The organism is Streptomyces sp. NPDC048639 (genome assembly GCF_043199075.1).
Taxonomy (GTDB): Bacteria; Actinomycetota; Actinomycetes; order Streptomycetales; family Streptomycetaceae; genus Streptomyces.
In genome coordinates this window covers 348,017-367,656 of record NZ_JBICVP010000003.1, presented here as the reverse complement: position 1 = coordinate 367,656, position 19,640 = coordinate 348,017, and the positions used below count along the sequence as shown (strand labels likewise).

The window sequence follows — 19,640 nt, the reverse complement described above, 5'->3', positions numbered from 1 at the left end:
CGTCCCCGCCCCGCCGTGGCGCCACCGATCCGGAAGGCCCGACCTGTCACGCGAAAACGGGCCCAACTGCGCACTCCGGTCAACGGCATGGCCATCTCGGTGTGATGTCCGTCTGATGAGACGTGACGCGCATCTCTTCCGCGCCCCACCGGCCCTCACGAGCGCTATGGTCCGCCGAAGAGCCGATCCGTACGACGCCCTCCGGAGAGCCTCGGGGCGCCCGCGCGCGACCGCGACGAAGAACCAGAGGAGCAGCAGTGGCCAGGAAGCTCGCCGTCATCGGTGCCGGACTCATGGGGTCCGGTATCGCTCAGGTCTCCGCCCAGGCGGGCTGGGACGTCGTGCTGCACGACGTCACCGACGCGGCGCTGGCCCGTGGCGCGAGCGGCATCGAGGCCTCGTACGAGAAGTTCGTCTCCAAGGGGAAGCTCGACGCGGCCCAGGCGGAGGCATCCCTGGCGCGGATCACCACGACCACCGACCTCGACGCCGTCGCGGATGCCGGCATCGTCGTCGAGGCGGTCTTCGAGAAGATCGAGATCAAGCAGGAGATCTTCCGCAGCCTCGACAAGGTGGTGAGGGAGAACGCCGTTCTCGCCTCCAACACCTCCGCCATCCCGATCACCAAGATCGCGGCGGTGACCAGCCGTCCCGAACAGGTCGTCGGGACGCACTTCTTCTCACCGGTCCCGATGATGCAGCTCTGCGAACTCGTACGGGGCTACAAGACCAGCGACGAAACCCTCGCCACCGCCCGCGAGTTCGCGGAGGGCATCGGCAAGACCTGCATCGTCGTCAACCGCGACGTCGCCGGGTTCGTCACCACGCGCCTCATCTCGGCCCTGGCCGTCGAGGCGGCGAAGCTGTACGAGTCGGGGGTGGCCTCGGCCGAGGACATCGACGTGGCCTGCCAGTTGGGCTTCGGTCATGCCATGGGCCCGCTCGCCACGATCGACATGACCGGGATCGACATCCTGCTGCACGCGACGAGCAACATCTACGCGGAGACGCAGGATGAGAAGTTCGCCCCGCCGGAGCTGATGCGCCGGATGGTGGACGCGGGTGACATCGGCCGAAAGAGCGGGCAGGGGTTCTACAAGCACTGACCGCCCGTCAACCTCGGGGGGGTCCCCCCAAAGGGTGAATTCGGTATCGGTTCGCTTACGGGCGGCAACTTTGCCGCGTGAGAGGCAGTCAGTTCTGTAGATGTTGACCAGGTAACGCATCACGTTCAGGGGAGCGCATATGCACATCAGGGGCGACCACACCGAGCTGGTAGTCGGGGGCCGCCTCGACGTCCGCAGCGCGGCGGACGCCCGTACGGTCCTGCATACCGCCGTCGACTCCGGCCGCGGTGACCTTGTGCTCGACCTGACAGAACTCGACTCCTGGGACGCCACGGGACTCGGAGTGATCATGGGTGCGCACCGCCGGGCCGGCCGGGCCAACCGCCGCCTCGTGCTGCGCGGCGTACCGCCCCAGATGCAGCGCCTGCTCGTCGCCACCCGGCTCCACCGCATCCTCGCCATCGAGGGCGGCATCGAGGCGGAGTCGCTGCCCCGCGTCTGACGCCGCGGCAGGGCGTCCGGCCCATCCGGTGCTGTGACCTTCCGCACGGCGGGCCACTCCGCTCGTGCCGAGACGCTTCCTCAGGGTTTAGGGTTCGGCGTGCCGACAGGCCGGGAGGAAAACGGCATGAGACCCGGATCTGGGGGGCTGTGACATGAACCCGAACAACCCGGGACCCGAAGGGTTCGACCACGAGGCCGAGCGCCGCGACGGAGAGCGCCGCGGCGCCCCTGGCGATGCCCCGACGGTCCCGCAGCGGCAGGCGTTCGCGCGGACCGTCGCGCTCGTGGCGGCCGAGTACCTGCTCACGGTCAACCCCGTCGACGGCAGCGAGATCGAGCCCTGCCCGCCCGGGTCCTCCACCGGTCTGCCGCCGCGCCGCAGCGCCGAGGGCCGCGCCGCCCGCAGCAGGGCCGCCCGGCCGCCCGCGTCGGTCGGTCCCGCGGCGCCGGAGCGCCGGCCGGTGCTGGAGCGCGACGAAGAGCGGGAGCGGCTCGTACGGCTGCTGTCCCGCGGCCGTTCCGTACGGGTGACGGGCCCCGCCGGTTCCGGTCGTACGGCACTGCTCGACGCCGTGGCCGCCGACTGCGCGGCGCTGGCCCCCGACGGCCTCGTGCGGCTCTCCGGCTACCGCCGCACCCCCACCGACCTGCTGTACGAGCTGTACGCCACCGTCCACGACGCCTCGGCGCACCGTCCCGGACGGGCGGCGCTGCTGGCCGCCGTCCAGGAGATCGGGGCGGTCGTCGTCCTCGACGACATCGAGTTCGGCGGCGGCGCCCTCGACGAGCTGCTCACGGCAACCCCCGAGTGTGCCTTCCTCATCGCCGCCACCCCCGACGTGGCCGCTCCGTCGCCCGACTCGCACCTGGAAGAGGTCTTCCTCGGCGGGCTCAGCCGCTCCGCATGCGTGGACCTTCTGCAGCGGGCCGTCCAGCGGCCGCTCGCCGAGGACGAGAGGTCGTGGGCGGGAGACCTGTGGTTCGAGTCCGAGGGGCTGCCGCTGCGCTTCGTCCAGGCCGGGGCGCTGCTGCGGCAGCGCGACGCCCTGCGCGCGGAAGCGGCGGAAGCGGAGTCCCGTGCCGCGGGCGGGACGGAGAACGGCGGAACCGGCACCGGTGAGCCCGCGGACGCGGCGACCGGCCGGCCGGCGGCACCGGCGACCGCCCTGCCCCTCCCCGACGAGACCCCTGCCCTGGGCATCCCCATCATCGACGGCACGCCCCCGATGGGCACGCCCCTGGCCCAGGACATCGCAAGCCTCGCGCTTCCCTCGGTCGGCCAGGCCGCGGCCCCGGCCGCCCTGCTCGGTTCGCGGCTCAGCGAGGCCGCGCGGGAGACGATGCGGTTCGCCCTCGCCCTCGGCGGCGAGTGCCCGCACCAGGCGCATCTGCCCGCGCTCGCGGGGGACACCCACGCCGACGCGGCCGTCGGTGAGCTGCTCGGCTGCGGCCTGCTCACCATCGTCGGTACGCACTACCGCCTCGCCCCGGGCACCGCTGTCCAGCTCGACGCCGCGGGCTACGACGAAGGCGCGGGAGCACGCGTCCTCAGCGCCGCACAGCACTACGCATGGTGGGCGGGCCACCCGTCCGTGACGCCCGAGCGCGTCGCCGCCGAGGCCGACTCGATCCTCGCGGCACTGTCCGCGCTGGTGGCACAGGGCGAGGCGGGCCAGCCGAGCGCGGCCGTGCTGCTGGCCCGTACGGCGGCGCCCGCGTTCGCCGCGGCCGGAGCCTGGGGTGCCTGGGAGCGGGCGCTGCGGCACGGCCAGGAGGCCGCGCGTGTGGCCGGCGAGGTCGCGGAAGAGGCGTACTTTCACCACGAGTTGGGCATCCTGGCGCTCTGCACCGGGAATCTGGACCGGGCGCGCGCCGAACTCGAGGCTGCGATAGCTCTGCGGGGTGCGCTCTCGGACCGGCGCGGAGCGGTCGCGGGGCGCAGGGCGCTGGCGCTCGTCACCGACAAGACGGGCGGATTCGTACCGGGCGTCGGGCGTACGGGAGTCGGCGAGGAGACCGCGGATTCGCGGTCGGACGCGGGCCCGTCCTCCCCGGCGCGTACGGCACTGTTCAAGCCCGGCTCGGACGAGACGGCGACGGTCGTGACGCATCAGGCGGCACCCGCCGGCGGTGGTGCGGGCTCCGGGCATCGGTCCGGTCTGCGCCGCACTGTCGTGGGCGGGACCCGGCGCAATGTCGTCGCGGCGGGCGCGGGCGCGCTGCTGGCCGCCGTGCTCGGTACGTACGTCACGATCGGCATGACCGCGGGCGACGACGGACCGGCCGACCGGGTCACCTCCGAACAGAGCGCGAACCAGGACGACGGCAACAACGGTCTGCTGCCGCAGGACCCGTCCACGAGCGACGGCACGAGCAGCCCGCGCAAGCCGAGCGGAAGCACCTCGTCCGGGTCGCCGGACGAAGCGAGCCCGAGCGGTGGCGGGGAGACGTCGCAGGAGCCGTCGGACTCCGGCAAGCCGAGTTCGTCGAAGCCCGAGGAGACGGACGACCCGCCGCAGACGCCGAAGCCGCCGTCCTCCACGACGAGCCGGCCGACGACGCGTCCTCCGTCCTCGACCCGTCCGCCGACGCCGAGCCAGACGCCGACGTCACCGACCTCGCCGGGTTCGCCGTCGGGCAGCGGCTCGGGTTCCGCGAGCCAGTCCGCGCCGGGCACGCCGTCCGACAGCGGCCCGGCCTCGCCGACGGAGACCGGCAGTACGCCCACGCCCACGCCGACGACGAGCGCCCCCACCACGGGCACGGGGACGGCCACGCCCTGATCCCGGGCGCATCCCCGTACCGCTGCCGCCCGGAAGCATCTCCTTGCTTCACAACCCCGTGTGTCCCGGCCCTTCGTCAACAGGGCCGGGACACACGGGGTTTCTGGTGTACGGGGAGGAGTGCGGCGGGCCGGAGGGGCGCCGCGGTCAGAAGAGGCGGAGCTTGTCGTCCTCCAGGCCGCGCATCGCGTTGTAGTCGAGCACGACACAGCCGATGCCGCGGTCGGTGGCCAGAACGCGCGCCTGTGGCTTGATCTCCTGGGCCGCGAAGACGCCCTTCACGGGCGCCAGATGAGGGTCGCGGTTGAGGAGTTCGAGGTAGCGAGTGAGCTGCTCCACGCCGTCGATCTCGCCTCGGCGCTTGATCTCGACCGCGACCGTCCCGCCGTCCGCGTCGCGGCAGAGGATGTCGACCGGACCGATAGCGGTGGGGAATTCACGCCGAATCAGAGAATAGCCCTCACCGAGGGTTTCGATACGGTCTGCGAGCAGTTCCTGCAGGTGTGCCTCGACGCCGTCCTTGATCAGGCCCGGGTCCACGCCGAGTTCGTGGGAGGAGTCGTGCAGGACTTCCTCCATGGTGATGATGAGCTTCTCGCCCGCCTTGTTCACCACGGTCCACACACTGTCGTCCCCCTCCTTCAGTGTGCAGGGCGGGGACATCCAGTTGAGGGGTTTGTAGGCCCGGTCGTCGGCGTGCACCGACACGCTTCCGTCCGCCTTCACGAGGATCAGACGGGGGGCGGAGGGGAGGTGGGCCGTGAGCCGGCCCGCGTAGTCCACGGAGCAGCGGGCAATGACGAGACGCATGGTCGGCCACGCTACTGGACACCCCGCCGTCCACGCGATTCGCCCTGGATGGACCTGTTCGGGAGTGGCCGGTTGTGTGCCCATTCTCCTGGTGCGGCTGCGATGACCGGCTTAGATTGATGCGGGAAGTTGTCGAACGAGCACGCTGCGTGCGCGACAACTTCCCTTCCCTGCCCGTAAGACCCCGATCCCGGGGTCGCGAGAGGAGAACCCATGTCGCTCGACGTCTCACCGGCCCTGCTTGCGAAGGCCGAGCGAGGCGAGGTCGACGAAGCCGAATTCGTCGACTGCGTCCGGACCTCCCTGCCTTATGCGTGGGAGATGATCAGCTCTCTGGTGGCTCAGCTCAAGGTCGACGGCGGAGAGTTCGCCGACAACCAGGTGCCGCCGCCGGACGAGCAGGCGCGCGGCCAGTTGCTTCGTGCGCTGGCGAGCGACGCGATACGTGGTGCGCTGCAACGGCACTTCGGGGTGCGGCTGGCGTTCCAGAACTGCCACCGTGTGGCGGTCTTCCCGTTGGACTCGTCGGTCGACGACCGTCTGGCCCGTTTCACGTCCGTGCGGGGGCAGTTGCTCAACCAGTCGCCGGAGTTCAGGGACTGCTGAGGGCTTGGCTGCCGCTCTGCCGCGGGGGGAGGTGCATCAGGGCAGGAGCGGCAGCACCTCGCTGCCCAGGCGTCGTACGTTCTCCTCGGTCGCGGCGAGGTCGCCCGACCCCTCGGCGAGAAGGGCGAACCGCGTGATGCCGGTGCGCTCCGCCGTGGCCGCGAGCCGGTCGGCGCACAGCGCGGGCGGCCCCACCGGGTGCAGCCCGCAGAGGAGTTCGGTGTACTCGTGCGGATCGCGCATGCGCCGCGCCCTGCCGTCGACCGTGACATGCGCGCCCAGACCCTGGCGCAGCCAGCCGGGCATGGCCTTGGTGAGCGCCTCGGCCGCGTCCCGCCGCGCGTCGGCGATCTGCACCACGCCCGCGGAGACATGAGCGGCCGAGGCGACCTCGTCCGGTGAACGGCCCGCCGCCAGCGCCGACTTCCGCCAGAGCGCCACCGCCTCCGCCTTCTCCTCGTCACCGCAGTGCATGCCGAGCAGCATCGGCAGCCCGCGCTCGGCCGCCAGGCGCACGCTCGCGGGGGAGGTGCAGGCGACGACGACGGGCGGACTCCCGGGTCCGTCCAGTGATTCGTCAGGCCGCGGCACGACCGGGACGTCCCGGAAGGCGAAGCGCTCGCCGTCCGCCCCCACGTGGGGGTCGCGCAGCCAGCGCATCAGCAGATCGAGGGATTCCGGGAAGCCCGATTCGTACGCCTCCAGCCCCGAGCCGAAGACCTCGAGGTCCACCCACGGGCCGCCGCGTCCCACCCCGAGGGTGAACCGGCCACCCGAGGTGAGGTGCAGCAACGCCGTCTGCTCGCCGAGGGCGACGGGATGGACGTTCGGCAGCACGCTGACCGCGGTGCCCACGCCGATCCGCCGCGTCCGGCCCAGGAGCAGCGCCGCGAGCGTCACGGCGGACGGGCAGACGCCGTACGGTACGAAGTGGTGCTCGGCGAGCCAGACCGCGTCGAGCCCCGACGCCTCCGCGACATCGGCGGACCGCACCGCGCGGTGCAGCGCCTCCCCCTGTCCCTGGCCCGGGAATTGGGCGGCCAGTACAAAAATTCCTACGCGCATCGCCTTCTGCCTCCTCGCGGGCCGACGCGGCTTTCCCCCTTACTGGCATTAACGCCTGACACGTGCCAAAGGCACGGCCTCGCAAGAGTTTTTGCCGATAATCAGCGCGATAGGCCGCCCTCGACCGTGGAGGCGGGCGTTCCGGTGATGGAGGCGGGTATTCCGCCGGTGTGTGAAGGACGCTGCGCGGGTGCCGGCGCCTGGACGGCGTCGTCCGAGGGGCCCGGGTTCCGCCGCGTAGGCTGGGACGGCCGGCCCATTCCCCGATGATCGCGAGGTGCCCGTGTCTCCGCGTCGTAACCGCCCGCCCGGCGCAGGGCAGATGCCGCCTCCGCGTGTCACCGGCGACCGCTACGGGCTGGAGAGGTCGGAGAGCTGGCAGGGCGAGCCCTGGGTGGTGCGGCAGGTCAGCGGCAGTGCCGCGACGAAGCACTACCGCTGCCCCGGCTGCGACCAGGAGATCCCGCCCGGCCTCCCGCACGTCGTCGCCTGGGCGCAGGACGGCGCGGTCGACGACCGGCGCCACTGGCACCGGGCGTGCTGGAACGCGAGGGACCGCCGCACCACGCGGGTGCAGCGGTCCCGTAACGCTCCGCGGTACTGACCGGGCCGGTCGTCACACGTCGCGCTTCTCCAGCAGGGCGAAGGCGGCGGCCAGGGCTGCGGCGGTCGCACCCGCGAGGATCCACAGCAGGTCCCAGCCGGTGCCGTTGCCGCCGTCCATCGGAATGCGGTAGAGCGAGGCCAGGCCGTTCAGCGGCGAGTACTCGACCAGGGCCTCGCGGACGTCCTCCAGGCTCTCGCTCGACATGAACAGTGCCAGCAGCAGCGGCAGCAGGACGACGCCGAGCATCGCGGTGATCGCACCCGCGGAGTGGCGCAGGATCCCGCCCACGGCCAGGGACAGCAGGCCGAGGAGCGCCACGTACAGTCCTGCGCCGACCGTCGCGCCGAGCCACTCGCTGCTGGTGGCGATGACCTTGCCGGCCTCGATGGACTCCTTGGGGATGGCGGCGAACTCGCTGGGGGGCCGTCCGCCCAGCATCGAGGAGTTGATGAGCGCCGTCAGCCCGGTGGCCACGGTCGTCATGACGAACGACAGCAGGAAGAAGATGATCGCCTTCGCGGCGAACACCCGGCCGCGCGAGGGGCAGGCGGTCAGCGTCGTACGGATCATGCCCGTGCCGTACTCGGAGGTGACCACCAGCACGCCGAGCGTGATGATGCAGATCTGACCGAGCATCAGCCCGAAGAAGCCGCCGGACAGCAGCGGCGTCTGGGTCTCGTCCGAGCCACTGAGGCCGACGGCCGTGAGCAGGCCGATACCGACGACCAGGGCGAACATGATGCCCAGCGTCCACATCGTGGAGCGGACCGTACGGATCTTGGTCCACTCGGAGGCGAGCGCGTGGCCGATGTGGGTACGGCGCACCGGCATCGGCGAGTGGTAGCCCATGCCGTGCCCGCCGGGCCCGGGCTGGTGCCCGTGCTGCTGCCCGCCCTGCGCGTGTCCGCTCCGGTGCTCGCCGTGTGCGTACCCGCCCGGTGCCTGCTGCGGGTCCTGCGCGTGCGGCGGCGCGGCCGGCGGCGGGCCGCCCTGCGGGGGCGCCTGCGGCGGCAGAGGAGCCGCGCCGTGCTGCTGGTACGGGGTCGTCATCGGGCGTCCTCGCTGTTGCGCGTCGTCGGGTCGGGGACGGCGGGGGCCTGCGGAGCGGCACCGGCTCCGCCGTGCGGCTGCGGCGGCTGCCACGCGGCCTGCGGCGCGCCGTACGGGTTCGGCGTGCCGGCGGGCGGGCCGGCCGGGGGCTGTGCGTACGGGTTGGCGGCACCGGGCTGCGGACCGGCGGCACCGGGAGCCTGGCCCGGAGCGGGTGCGCCCCAGCCCTGGCCGCCGGGGGCGCCCTGGCCCCAGCCGCCCTGCTGCGGTGCGAAGCCGCCGGGCGGAACCTGGCCGCCGGGGCCGAACCCGGGCGCGCCCTGCGGTGCGAAGCCGCCCGCGGGCGGGCCCTGCAGTCCGGCCCGGTGGTCGTCGGTCGAGCGGTAGTCCACGGCGCCCTGCGTCAGCTGCATGTACGCCTCCTCCAGCGACGCCTGGTGCGGGGAGAGCTCCCACAGCCGTACGTCCGCGCCGTGCGCGACGTCGCTGATGCGCGGCAGCGGCAGTCCGATGACGCGCAGCGCGCCGTCCGGCTCCGGCTGCACCTGGCCGCCCGCCTCCTTGAGCGCCCCCTGCAGCTTCTCGTTCTGCGTCGGGTCGCCTTCGGGGGTGCGGACCCGCGCGAAGTCGGCGGAGTTGGCGGAGATGAAGTCCTTGACGGTCATGTCGGCGAGGAGCTGGCCGCGCCCGATGACGATCAAGTGCTCGGCGGTGAGGGCCATTTCGCTCATCAGGTGGCTGGAGACGAAGACCGTGCGGCCCTCGGACGCCAGGCGCTTCATGAGGTTGCGGACCCAGAGGATGCCCTCGGGGTCGAGGCCGTTGACGGGCTCGTCGAAGAGCAGCACCTGCGGGTCGCCCAGGAGCGCCGACGCGATGCCCAGGCGCTGGCCCATGCCGAGCGAGAAGCCCTTGGACCGCTTCTTCGCCACGTCCTGCAGACCGACGACGCCCAGGACCTCGTCGACCCGCTTGGCGGGGATGCCGGAGAGTTGGGCCAGGCACAGCAGGTGGTTGCGTGCGCTGCGGCCGCCGTGCACGGCCTTCGCGTCGAGCAGGGCGCCCACCTGGCGCGGTGCGTTGGGCACCTTGCGGTACGGGTGACCGCCGATGGTCACGTGCCCGCTCGAGGGCTGGTCCAGCCCGAGGATCATGCGCATGGTGGTGGACTTGCCGGAGCCGTTCGGGCCCAGGAAGCCGGTGACGGTGCCGGCCTGCACCTGGAACGACAGGTTGTACACGGCCGTCTTGGCGCCGTAGCGCTTCGTCAGACCGACTGCCTCGATCATTCTTGCCCCTCGACAGGTTCGTCGGGGCACAGCTCGGGCCCCCGGTAAGGGTTAGGACGATATCGCGGGGTTGACGGTTCATTTCAAGTCGGGGGAATCGCGGGCACCGCCTCAGGGGCGGGCGGTCAGTGAGTCCCCGAGCGGCGGCAGCTCGTCGTAGAGCCGTGGTTCCGCCTGGTCGTCGGCGTACGGCGGGAGCCCCGTCGGCGGCAGCACCCAGCCTTCCTCGGCGAAGATCCGTGCGCCGAGTTGGCGTACCCCCGCATCGGATCCCGCGCGCGCGACCCACGACTCCGGGCCGGGGCCGAGGACATCGCGCAGCCGGGGAGACGCGGCGAGCAGTGCCGACAGCAGGTCGTGCTGGTCGCCTCCGCCCGGACGCGGCGATCCGTCCGGTCCCGCGAGCAGGCCGCGCTCGCTGACGTAGAGGTACGCGCCGCCCAGCCGCTCACCGGACGGCATCGTCATCGGGAACCGGTCGCCCGGCAGCAGCGCCCGCCGGTAGTTGAGGATCTCGGTGCTGTCCAGAGCCGCCAACTGGGCCGGGTCCAGCCAGCTCACCACGAGCGTCAGCTCGGCCTCCGGTGCGGCGTACGGTGTCGCGGCGACGAAACCGGGCCGGCTGATGTGCGCCGAGCAGCCGATGCCGACGCCGCGCACCCGCACCGGCACCATCGGCACCGCGACGGGCAGCCCGAGCCGTGTGAGCTTGTACCGGACCTGGCCGGGCGAGGCGTTGGAGCCCGCCGCGATCACCGGGTGCCGCCGGCCGGTGGCCACCTGGCCCAGGCCGGCCAGCACCTCATCGAGGGCGGAGCGTCCTTCCACGGGCCAGGCGCCCAGGCGGCGCGGCCGGACGCGCAGCGGCAGCAGGGCCCCGCCGGTGAGAAGGCCGGGCCCGGGTGCGGGGCGGCCGGGATAGGTGAGGGGCTGCCGGGCCGGTACGTCGGCGAGGCCCAGCGCCTCCAGGCTTCGGTCCGTCACGGCTGCGCCTCCCGGGCGGCTGGGCGGAACGGCGTTCCCCACCAGGTCTACCCGGAACGGGGGAGCGGCACCAATCGCGTACGGGACCCGCCGCATGGCCACGGGCGCACCGGGCGAGGGGCCGCGCCGGCCTCAGGCGTCCCGGCGCCGGAGGACCGCATAGCCGCCCAGCAGCGCCGCGGCCACCCAGAGGATCATGATGCCCAGCCCGCCCCACGGCCCGTACGGTGCGGTGTCGTCCGGAGGCGTGACCACCTGCATGACGCGGCTGCCCGCCTGGTCCGGGAGGTACTGGCCGACTTTGCGCGTGGCGTCCACATTGCCCAGGACGTTGGAGATGATGAAGAAGAAGGGCATCAGGATGCCGAGCGACAGCAGCGGACTGCGCAGCATCGCCGCGACCCCCATCGAGAACATCGCGATCAGGCCCATGTAGATCCCGGCGCCGAAAACCGCGCGCAGCACGCCCGGCTCGTCGATGGAGACGCTGTGGTCGCCCAGCAGCGCCTGGCCCAGGAAGAACGCGCCGAAGCTCGTCACGAGGCCGATGAGGAAGGACAGCGCCGCCGCCACGGCGACCTTGCTGAAGAGGAACGTGGCGCGCTGCGGTACGGCCGCGAGCGAGGTGCGGATCATGCCGCTGCTGTACTCGCTGGAGACCACCAGAACACCGAAGACGATCATCGCGAGCTGGCCGAGGCCCATCCCCGCGAAGCTGGTGAACGTGGCGTCGAAGGCGAACTGGTCCCGCGTCGGCATGTCGTCGAAGGTGTTGCGGGTGACGATGCTGATGAGCGCGCCGAGCGCGAGCGAGACGACGAACGCCAGGCTCAGCGTCCAGATCGTCGACGAAACCGACCTGACCTTCGTCCACTCCGACCGGAGGACATTCGCCGCCGCCATGGGTCAGCGCCCCTTTCCGTGCTTGCCGCCCGGCCGCGCGCGCCAGTCGGCGCCCCACGCGGGAGCCGCGGGTTCCTGAGGCTCCGGCGAACCGTGTCCCGCCGCCGGTTCCTTCGACAGGACGGCGCGTGCGTCCTGGGTGTCGTTGTGCGCGTGGTACTCCACGGCCCCCGCCGTCAGCCGCATGAACGCCTCCTCCAGCGATGCCTGCTGCGGACTCAGCTCGTGCAGCACCAGCCGGTGCTCCGCCGCCAGTTCGCCGATCCGCGCCGCGTCCCCGTCCTCCACCTCGATGGAGCCGTCCTGCGCCGGGGTGACCGAGGCGATCCCGGCGCTGTCCAGCACATCGCGCAGCTTCTCCTGCTCGGGGGCGCGCACCCGCACGTACGACCGGGAGTTCTGCCTGATGAACTCCCGCATCGAGGTGTCAGCCAGCAGCCTGCCCTGACCGATGACCACCAGATGGTCGGCGGTCAGCGCCATCTCGCTCATCAGATGGCTGGAGACGAAGACGGTGCGGCCCTCGGCCGCCAGGCGCTTCATCACATTGCGGATCCAGTGGATGCCCTCGGGGTCCAGGCCGTTGACCGGTTCGTCGAACATCAGGATCCGCGGGTCGCCGAGCAGGGCAGCCGCGATGCCGAGCCGCTGCCCCATGCCCATGGAGAAGCCCTTCGCGCGCTTCCTCGCGACCGAGGTCAGCCCGACGACGTCCAGCACCTCGGGCACCCGGCTGCGGGGGATGCCGTTGCTCTGCGCCAGACACAGCAGATGGTTGTACGCGCTGCGCCCGCCGTGCACCGCCTTGGCCTCCAGCAGCGCGCCGATGGAGGTGAGCGGATCGCGGAGGTCGGCATAGTGCCGGCCCTCGATACGGACGTCACCGGTGGTGGGGTGGTCGAGGCCGAGCACCATGCGCATGGTCGTGGACTTGCCCGCGCCGTTCGGTCCCAGGAAGCCGGTGACGATGCCCGGCCGGACCGTGAACGTCAGCCGGTCGACGGCGAGCTTGTCGCCGTAACGCTTCGTCAGCCCCTCGAGCTCGATCATCCCTCACGCTAAGCATGGTTCGCGGCGGCGTGCCATGCGAGGGCAGCCGACCGGGCCAGACGGCGTATGCGCCTGCCCGTAGGTGGCTTTGCAACGGAAAAGCCGCGGCCCCGCGCCACGGCGAGGTGGCGCGGGGCACGCGGTCGACTGCGGGCTTGCCCTCCGGGGCGGAGGGTTCAGCGCGTCTGCTGGGCGGGCACGCCGCGGGTGGCCTGCTCCTCGTCAGTGGTGCCGGCAGCGGCGACCGCCGCACCGGTCAGCGTGGCGAGCATCTCGCGGACGTTGGTGAGCTGCGCGTTGATGCTGTCGCGGCGGTTGGTCAGCGCGGCCAGCTCACGCTCGGACTCACTGCGGATCCGGTCGGCCTTGGCGTTGGCGTCGGCGACGATGTCCTCCGACTGACGCTGGGCGGTCTCGACCGTCTGGCGGGCACGGCGCTCGGCGTCCGTACGCAGCTTCTCGGCCTCCAGGCGGAGCTGCTCGGCGCGGTGCTCGATCTCCGCGAGGCGCTTCTCGGCCTTGGCCTGACGGGATGCCAGATCGCGCTCGGACTGCTCACGGCGCTTGGCGAGGTTCGTCTCGAAGTCGGCGGCGGCCTGCGCGGCCTTGGCGCGCGTCTCCTCGAAGAGGGTGTCCGCCTCCTCGCGCTTGGACTGGGCGTCCTTCTGCGCATCCGCACGCAGGGACGCGGCGTCGCCCTTCGCCTTCTCGACGATCCGGGAGCCCTCGTCCTCGGCCTTCGCCTTGCGCTCGGTGGCGTACGACTCCGCGTCGTTGCGGACCTGCTGCGCTGCGCCCTCGGCCAGTTCGCGGTGCTGCTCGGCGGCCCGGCGGGCCTCCTCGCGCAGATCCTTCGCCTCCTCCTCGGCGAGCCGGAGGATCTTCTCGACGCGGGCACCGAGCCCGGCGTAAGAGGGCTCGGCATCGTTGACCTGGGCCTGCGCGTTCTGCGTTTCGAGGTGGAGCTCCTCGATGCGCTTCTCCAGGGAGGTGATGCGAGCCAGTGCACTGTCACGATCGGCGACGAGCTTGGTGATGCGGTCGTCCACCTGCCCGCGGTCGTAGCCGCGCCGCACGAGCTCGAAGCCGAAGGGGGAGGAAGTGTCGCTCATGAGGTTCCTGTCGAAAGAGACCGGTGAGGTGATAGAGGGAATCCTAGGGGCGGGAGCGGCGTGTCATCGAGTCAATGCGGGTTTGGTCCGGAGAATGACCCCTCTTTCGGGTGGCTCAGCCCTCTGATTGCTTGCCACTCGTTCGGGTTGCACCTGCTCCTGCTGCCGCCTTCACACCGCTCGCGGTCGAGCTGCCGTTGGCGCCCGACTTTCCGGCACCTGGCGTCTCGAAGGACTCCAACGCCTCCAGGACGTCCTGGACACGGGAGATTTCGGCGTTGATGTCCTCGCGGCGACGCACCAGCACCTCCAGCTCGCGCTTGCCCTCGTCGACCGTCCGCTCGGCCTCCTCGGCCGCCTCGGTCCGGAGGCGCTCCGCCTCCCGCTGCGCCTCGGCCTTCTTCTGCTCGGCCTCCTTGAGCAGGCCCTCGGCCTTGCGCACTGCGGCGATCCGCACCTTGCTGGCCTCGCTGTTGGCCTCCGAGACCAGCGACTTGGACTTCTCCTCGGCCTCCGCGAGCTGCTCGCTCGCCGCCTTCACGAGCTTGTCCACCCGCTCACCCGCGGACTTCATCGTCTCGGAGGTCTCGCGGCGTGCGCGCTCGTGGAGTTCCTCGACCTCGGTGTCGACACGGGTGCGCAGTTCCTCGGCGCGCTCACGGATCGCGGTGGCGTCCCGGCGCGCCTCGCCGAGCAGCGTGTCGGCGTCCGTACGCGCCTGCTCCACCAGCCCGTTGCCCTCGTTCGTCGCCCTGCTGACGATGCGGTCGGCCTCCTTGCGGGCCGCGCCCACCATCATGTCGGCCTGCTCCTCGGCGGCGGTTGCGGCGCGTACCGCCTCCTCCTGGGCCTTGGCGACGAGTTGGTCGGCCTGCTCGGCCGCCGAGCTCAGACGCTTGGCCGCCGCCTCGCGCGCCTCGTCGGCCTTCGCCGTCGCCTCGTTGTGCAGCCGCTCGGACTCGGCCCGGGCCTCTGCCACGAGGCGGTCGGACTGGTCGGCGGCGCTGGAGCGGCGCTGGTTGGCCTCGGTGCGGGCCTCCTCGCGGATGTGCCCGGCCTCCCGCTCGGCCGTGCCGAGCGCGTCGGCGGCCTCGGTCCGCATCCGCTGCGACTCCGAAGTGGCCTCGGACATGAGCCGGTCCGCCTGCTCCGCGGCCTCGCCGCGCTTGCGCGCCGCGTCATCGCGGGCGGCGGCGACCAGCCGGTCCGCCTCGTCGATCGCCTCCGAAACGGTGCGCTCGGCAAGCGACTTGGCGGCCTCGGTCTCGTCCTGCGCCTCGCGCCGGAGCCGGGTGGCGTCCTCCGAGGCCCGCTCTCGCTCGGCGTACGCGTCGGCGCGGACCCGGTCGGCCTCCTCCTGCGCCTCGGAACGGGTGCGCTGCGCCGCGTGCTCCGCGGCCGACCGCAGACCGACGATCTCCTCCTCGGCCTGCTCGTGCAGTCCGGCCACCGAGTCCCGCACCTGCTGCGCCGTCTGCTCGGCGGCGGAGACCAGTTCGGCCGACCGGCGCTCCGCCTCCTCGACCAGACGCAGGGCCTCGGTCTGCGCCTCCTCGACCCGCTGGCGGGCCGTGGCCAGCAACTCGTCGCTCTGCTCGCGCGCCCGGGAACGCTCCTGGTGCGCCTCCTCGCGGGCGTCGCCGAGGAGCGTCTCGGCCTCCCGGCGGCGCCGGGACGCCTCCTCCTGGGCGCCGGCCAGTGCCTCGGCGGCCTCGGTGCCGGTGCGCTCGGCGGCGGCGGCGGCCTCCGCCCGTACGCGATCGGCGGTCTCCTGGGCCTGCGCCCGCAGTTCCTCGGCCTCAGCGGCCGCCTCGCCGCGCAGCCGTACGGCGGCGGACTCGGCCTCGGCCCGGGTGTTCGAGGCGTCGCCCGCGGCCTCGGTACGCAGCCGCTCGGACTCCTCCTCGGCCTGCTGCTGCAGCGAGCGCAGCCGCTCGGCGGCCTCGCTGCGCAGTCGCTCGGTCTCCTCGGCCGCCTCCCGTCGCAGCCGTTCGGCCTCCGTACGGGCCTCGCGCAGCGCCTCCTCGGCGGCCGTGACCCGGGTCTCGGCCTCGGAGTGCAGCCGGGACAGTTCGTCCGCGGCCTCCGCACGCCGGTCGCGGGCGGCCTGTTCGGCTTCCTCGCGGAGCTGCTGGGCCTCGTCGGCCGCCGCCTGCGAGAGCTGGCGCGTCTGCTCGGTGGCCTCGGCGCGCAGCTCCTCGGCCTCCTTGCGGGCCCGCTCCAGCGCCTCGTCGGCCTGGCGGCGCAGGGTGGAGGCGCGCTCGATCGCCTCGGTGCGGACGCGCTCGCTCTCCGTCGATGCGGCGGACCGCATCTCCTCGGCGTCCGCCTTGGACTTGGACAGCAGTTCCTCGGCGGTGCTGGCTGCCTCCTCGATCTGCTGGACCGCCTCCCGGCGGGCCTCGCCGCGCAGCCGCTCGCCCTCGGCGACCGCCTCGGCGCGCAGCGACTCGGCCTCGCCGCGCAGCCGCCGCGCCTCGTCCTGCAGCTCGACGGTCTTGGCGCGGTACTCCTTGGTGTCGTCCTTGGCGGCGCCCTTGAGCTGCTCGGCCGAGTCCTGCGCCTCGTTGCGCAGCCGTTCGGCCTCGGCCTCCGCCTCGCGGCGGATCCGGTCGGCCTCCTCGCGTGCCGCACCCGTGGTCGCCTTGGCGTCCTTCGACGCCTTGTCGAGGACGTCCTCGGCGCTGCGGGCGGCCTTGGCGAGGGCGGCCGCGGAGTCCTCGGCGGCGCGCGAGTGGGCGGACTCCGAGGCCTCGGAGACCATGCGCTCGGCTTCGGCGCGGGCGTCGGCACGGAGCTGCTCGGCCTCCGCCTTGGTGGCCTCGGCCTCCTTGACGGCCTCGGCGACCATCCGGGCGATCTCGCCCTTGGCGGTCCGGGTCCGCTGCTCGTTCTCGGATTCGGCGTTGCTCAGCCGCTTCGAAGCGGCCGCCTCGGCCTCCTCGCGCAGCCGGTCGGCCTCGGCCCGCGCCTCGCGCAGCGCCTCCTCGGCCTCTTTCATGCGCTGCTCGGCGCCGCGGGTCAGCTCGCCGGCCTGGCGGCGGGCGCTGTCGGACTCGGTGACCGTGGAGGTACGGACCTGCTCGGCGTGGTCCGTGGCCTCCTGCGCCTGCGTGGAGGCGGCGTTCAGCAGCCGCTCGGCGTCCGTACGGGCACGGCGCAGGATCGCTTCGGCTTCGGCGCGGGCGGTCTCGGTCTCGGAGTGGAGGCGCTCGCGGGCCTGTTCGGCCAGGCGCTGCGCCTCGGCGCGGGCAGCGGTGAGGGACTGCTCGGTCTCGCCCCGGGTCTCCTCCATGAGCCGCCGGGCCTGCGCCTCGGTGCGGGCGCGGAGCTGCTCGGCCCAGGCGACGTTCTCGTTGACGTGCGACTCGACGGTGGCCCTGCGCTCGGCGAGTTCGTCGTCCAGACGCTGGCGGCGGGTGACGGCCTCGGCGTGCAGATCGGCTTCGAGACGGGCCTGCCGCTCGGCCTGCTCCTGGAGTACGCGCTGGGTCTGGGCACGGGCCTCGCGCAGCTCGCGCTCGGCGTCGGTGCGGAGCTGGTCGGCCTGGATCTGGGCGTTCCGCAGGAGCTGCTCGGCCTGGTAGCCGAGTCCGGAGGCGTCGTAGGCGGGGCGGGACGCGAGATTACGGCGCGCCTCGTGCAGCTTGGCGCGCAACACCTCGACCTGGTAGCCGAGGTCGTCGGCGTGCTGGACCGCCTTCTCGCGCTCGGTCCGCAGCCGCTCCATCTCGGCTTCGAACTTCGAGAGGTGGTCGTCAGCCTCGTAGCGGTCGTAGCCCCGCACTGCGCGGTCCCATCCGTCCCCTGGTCGCGTCACCGGCGCCATCCCTGCCCGTCCAGGCGCCGGCCCGGTCTCCGATCTGCACTGTTGCCCTTCTCCGGTACGTGTCTGGATACGTGCCTATCGGAGAATGGTGTCAGATCATCGGCGAGGCATGGGTCACAGCCCCCAACCCGTACCCGGCCGAGCGGCCACTCTACCGGCCGGGGCTCGATGAGGTCAGTGCTCGTCACCTGCTGCGGGGTCGGCCGTGACCAGTTCGGTGAGCACGCCGTGGCAGTCCTTGGGATGCAGAAAAGTGATGCGCGAACCCATGGATCCCCGACGCGGTTCGTCATAGAGCACACGCACGCCCTTGCCGCGGATGTCGGCGGCGTCGCCGTCGACGTCGGCGGTGCCGAAGGCGATGTGGTGCACGCCCTCGCCGTTCTTGGCCAGCCACTTGCCGACCGCGGAGTCCTCGCGGGTGGGCTCCAGGAGCTGGAGGTAGGAGGCTCCGCCGTCCGAGGTCTCGTTGATCTTGAGCATGGCCTCCCGGACGCCCTGCTCCTCGTTGACCTCGGTGTGGAACACCTCGAACCCGTACGTGGCACGGTAGAACTCAACGGTCCTGTCGAGGTCGAAGCAGGCGATCCCGATGTGATCGATACGCGTCAGCATGACTCCAGTGCACCCTTCCCACCGCTCGTTACGCAACGTGCGCGCCATCACACCGTCCGGCCGATGACCCGGGCCTGTACTGCTCAGTACATTGAAAGTAAACCCTCGTTCACATCCTTCTCCCCGAAGGGGCCGCTCCATGACTGGTTCGACCGGCACCACCTCCGTGATCGTTGCAGGAGCCCGAACGCCCATGGGGCGCCTGCTCGGATCCCTGAAGACCTTCTCCGGGGCCGACCTCGGCGGTGTCGCCATCAAGGCCGCGCTGGACCGGGCCGGCATCGGCGGCGACCAGGTGCAGTACGTGATCATGGGCCAGGTGCTCCAGGCGGGTGCCGGGCAGATCCCCGCCCGCCAGGCGGCCGTGAAGGCCGGCATCCCCATGAACGTGCCGGCGCTCACGATCAACAAGGTGTGCCTCTCCGGTCTCGACGCCATCGCGCTGGCCGACCAGCTCATCCGCGCGGGTGAGTTCGATGTGGTCGTCGCCGGCGGCCAGGAGTCCATGACCAACGCCCCCCACCTGCTGACGAAGTCCCGCGAGGGCTTCAAGTACGGCGCGGTGGAGATGCTCGACGCCATGGCGCACGACGGCCTGACCGACTCCTTCGAGAACGTCGCGATGGGCGAGTCCACCGAGAAGCACAACACCCGCCTCGGCATCGCCCGCGAGCCGCAGGACGAGATCGCCGCGCACTCCCACCAGCGCGCCGCGGCCGCCCAGAAGAACGGGCTCTTCGAGGCCGAGATCACCCCGGTCGAGATCCCGCAGCGCAAGGGCGACCCGGTGATCTTCGCCAAGGACGAGGGCATCCGCGCCGAGACCACCGTCGAGTCACTGGCCAAGCTGCGCCCGGCCTTCGCCAAGGACGGCACCATCACCGCCGGCTCCGCCTCGCAGATCTCCGACGGCGCCGCTGCCGTCGTGGTGATGAGCAAGGCCAAGGCCGAGGAGCTGGGCCTGGAGTGGATCGCCGAGATCGGCGCGCACGGCAATGTGGCGGGCCCGGACAACTCCCTGCAGTCCCAGCCCTCCAACGCCATCCGGCAGGCCCTGGGCAAGGACGGCCTGGGCGTGGAGGACCTCGATCTGATCGAGATCAACGAGGCGTTCGCGGCCGTCGCCGTCCAGTCAATGAAGGACCTGGGGGTTTCCCCCGAGAAGGTGAACGTCAACGGCGGCGCGATCGCCCTCGGCCACCCGATCGGCATGTCCGGTGCCCGGATCGTGCTGCATCTGGCGCTGGAGCTGAAGCGGCGCGGCGGCGGCGTCGGCGCGGCCGCGCTGTGCGGTGGCGGCGGCCAGGGCGACGCCCTGATCGTCCGGGTGCCGCGGAACGGCGGGAAGTGAGCCGGGCCGAAGCAG

The 19,640-nt window shown here is 72.2% G+C and carries 16 protein-coding genes; 6 read left to right on the top strand and 10 right to left on the bottom strand.

What is annotated here, in order from left to right; translation table 11 throughout:
• Positions 1–257 precede the first annotated feature (257 nt).
• The 3 genes from ACGFNH_RS09920 to ACGFNH_RS09910 all read left to right on the top strand — a co-directional run bounded on the left by ACGFNH_RS09920 (position 258) and on the right by ACGFNH_RS09910 (position 4,354).
• Positions 258–1,106: a 3-hydroxyacyl-CoA dehydrogenase family protein gene (locus ACGFNH_RS09920; protein WP_393652544.1), complete on the top strand. Its 849-nt coding sequence runs from the start codon at positions 258–260 to the stop codon at positions 1,104–1,106.
• A gap of 139 nt (positions 1,107–1,245) precedes the next feature.
• Positions 1,246–1,569 carry an STAS domain-containing protein gene (locus ACGFNH_RS09915; protein ID WP_365254982.1) on the top strand — a complete coding sequence of 108 codons (324 nt, stop codon included), beginning with the start codon at positions 1,246–1,248 and terminating at the stop codon, positions 1,567–1,569.
• A 154-nt stretch (positions 1,570–1,723) separates the two neighbouring features.
• A complete protein-coding gene (locus tag ACGFNH_RS09910) occupies positions 1,724–4,354 on the top strand; it encodes an ATP-binding protein (RefSeq protein WP_393652543.1) in 2,631 nt (876 codons plus the stop codon).
• A 147-nt stretch (positions 4,355–4,501) separates the two neighbouring features.
• Here ACGFNH_RS09910 and nucS read toward each other — a convergent pair whose 3' ends face one another.
• Positions 4,502–5,164 (bottom strand): endonuclease NucS, encoded by a 663-nt coding sequence (gene nucS, locus ACGFNH_RS09905; protein WP_393652542.1) that lies wholly within the window; start codon positions 5,162–5,164, stop codon positions 4,502–4,504.
• Between the two features lie 213 nt (positions 5,165–5,377).
• On the opposite strand from nucS, the gene ACGFNH_RS09900 reads away from it, so the two are divergent.
• Entirely contained in the window at positions 5,378–5,770 is a 393-nt protein-coding gene (locus ACGFNH_RS09900; protein WP_393652541.1) for an SCO5389 family protein, read from the top strand.
• 36 nt (positions 5,771–5,806) lie between these two features.
• Here ACGFNH_RS09900 and ACGFNH_RS09895 read toward each other — a convergent pair whose 3' ends face one another.
• A complete protein-coding gene (locus ACGFNH_RS09895) occupies positions 5,807–6,835 on the bottom strand; it encodes an LLM class flavin-dependent oxidoreductase (RefSeq protein ID WP_393652540.1) in 1,029 nt (342 codons plus the stop codon).
• A 283-nt stretch (positions 6,836–7,118) separates the two neighbouring features.
• Here ACGFNH_RS09895 and ACGFNH_RS09890 point away from each other — a divergent pair, with 283 nt between their 5' ends.
• Complete coding sequence (locus tag ACGFNH_RS09890) at positions 7,119–7,439, top strand: ATP/GTP-binding protein (protein ID WP_393652539.1); 321 nt, start codon at positions 7,119–7,121, stop codon at positions 7,437–7,439.
• A 12-nt stretch (positions 7,440–7,451) separates the two neighbouring features.
• On the opposite strand, the gene ACGFNH_RS09885 is transcribed toward ACGFNH_RS09890, so the two are convergent.
• The 8 genes from ACGFNH_RS09885 to mce form a co-directional block, all read right to left on the bottom strand.
• Positions 7,452–8,492, bottom strand: a complete 1,041-nt coding sequence (locus tag ACGFNH_RS09885; RefSeq protein ID WP_393652538.1) for an ABC transporter permease — start codon at positions 8,490–8,492, stop codon at positions 7,452–7,454.
• Positions 8,489–9,781: an ABC transporter ATP-binding protein gene (locus ACGFNH_RS09880; RefSeq protein ID WP_393652537.1), complete on the bottom strand. Its 1,293-nt coding sequence runs from the start codon at positions 9,779–9,781 to the stop codon at positions 8,489–8,491. The genes ACGFNH_RS09885 and ACGFNH_RS09880 overlap by 4 nt, the downstream gene beginning before the upstream one ends.
• Positions 9,782–9,892: 111 nt before the next feature.
• Complete coding sequence (locus ACGFNH_RS09875; protein WP_393652536.1) at positions 9,893–10,765, bottom strand: hypothetical protein; 873 nt, start codon at positions 10,763–10,765, stop codon at positions 9,893–9,895.
• 132 nt (positions 10,766–10,897) lie between these two features.
• Complete coding sequence (locus ACGFNH_RS09870; RefSeq protein ID WP_393652535.1) at positions 10,898–11,668, bottom strand: ABC transporter permease; 771 nt, start codon at positions 11,666–11,668, stop codon at positions 10,898–10,900.
• Positions 11,669–11,671: 3 nt separating this feature from the next.
• Positions 11,672–12,718, bottom strand: a complete 1,047-nt coding sequence (locus tag ACGFNH_RS09865; RefSeq protein ID WP_393652534.1) for an ABC transporter ATP-binding protein — start codon at positions 12,716–12,718, stop codon at positions 11,672–11,674.
• A 176-nt stretch (positions 12,719–12,894) separates the two neighbouring features.
• A complete protein-coding gene (locus tag ACGFNH_RS09860) occupies positions 12,895–13,830 on the bottom strand; it encodes a cellulose-binding protein (protein ID WP_393652533.1) in 936 nt (311 codons plus the stop codon).
• A gap of 115 nt (positions 13,831–13,945) precedes the next feature.
• The gene (gene scy / locus ACGFNH_RS09855; RefSeq protein WP_393652917.1) at positions 13,946–17,617 is read right to left on the bottom strand and encodes a polarized growth protein Scy; all 3,672 of its coding nucleotides are present in this window, start codon (positions 17,615–17,617) and stop codon (positions 13,946–13,948) included.
• A gap of 216 nt (positions 17,618–17,833) precedes the next feature.
• Positions 17,834–18,274, bottom strand: coding sequence for a methylmalonyl-CoA epimerase (gene mce, locus ACGFNH_RS09850; RefSeq protein ID WP_393652532.1), 441 nt, complete (start codon positions 18,272–18,274; stop codon positions 17,834–17,836).
• A 139-nt stretch (positions 18,275–18,413) separates the two neighbouring features.
• Here mce and ACGFNH_RS09845 point away from each other — a divergent pair, with 139 nt between their 5' ends.
• Positions 18,414–19,625: an acetyl-CoA C-acetyltransferase gene (locus tag ACGFNH_RS09845; protein WP_393652531.1), complete on the top strand. Its 1,212-nt coding sequence runs from the start codon at positions 18,414–18,416 to the stop codon at positions 19,623–19,625.
• Positions 19,626–19,640 lie beyond the last annotated feature (15 nt).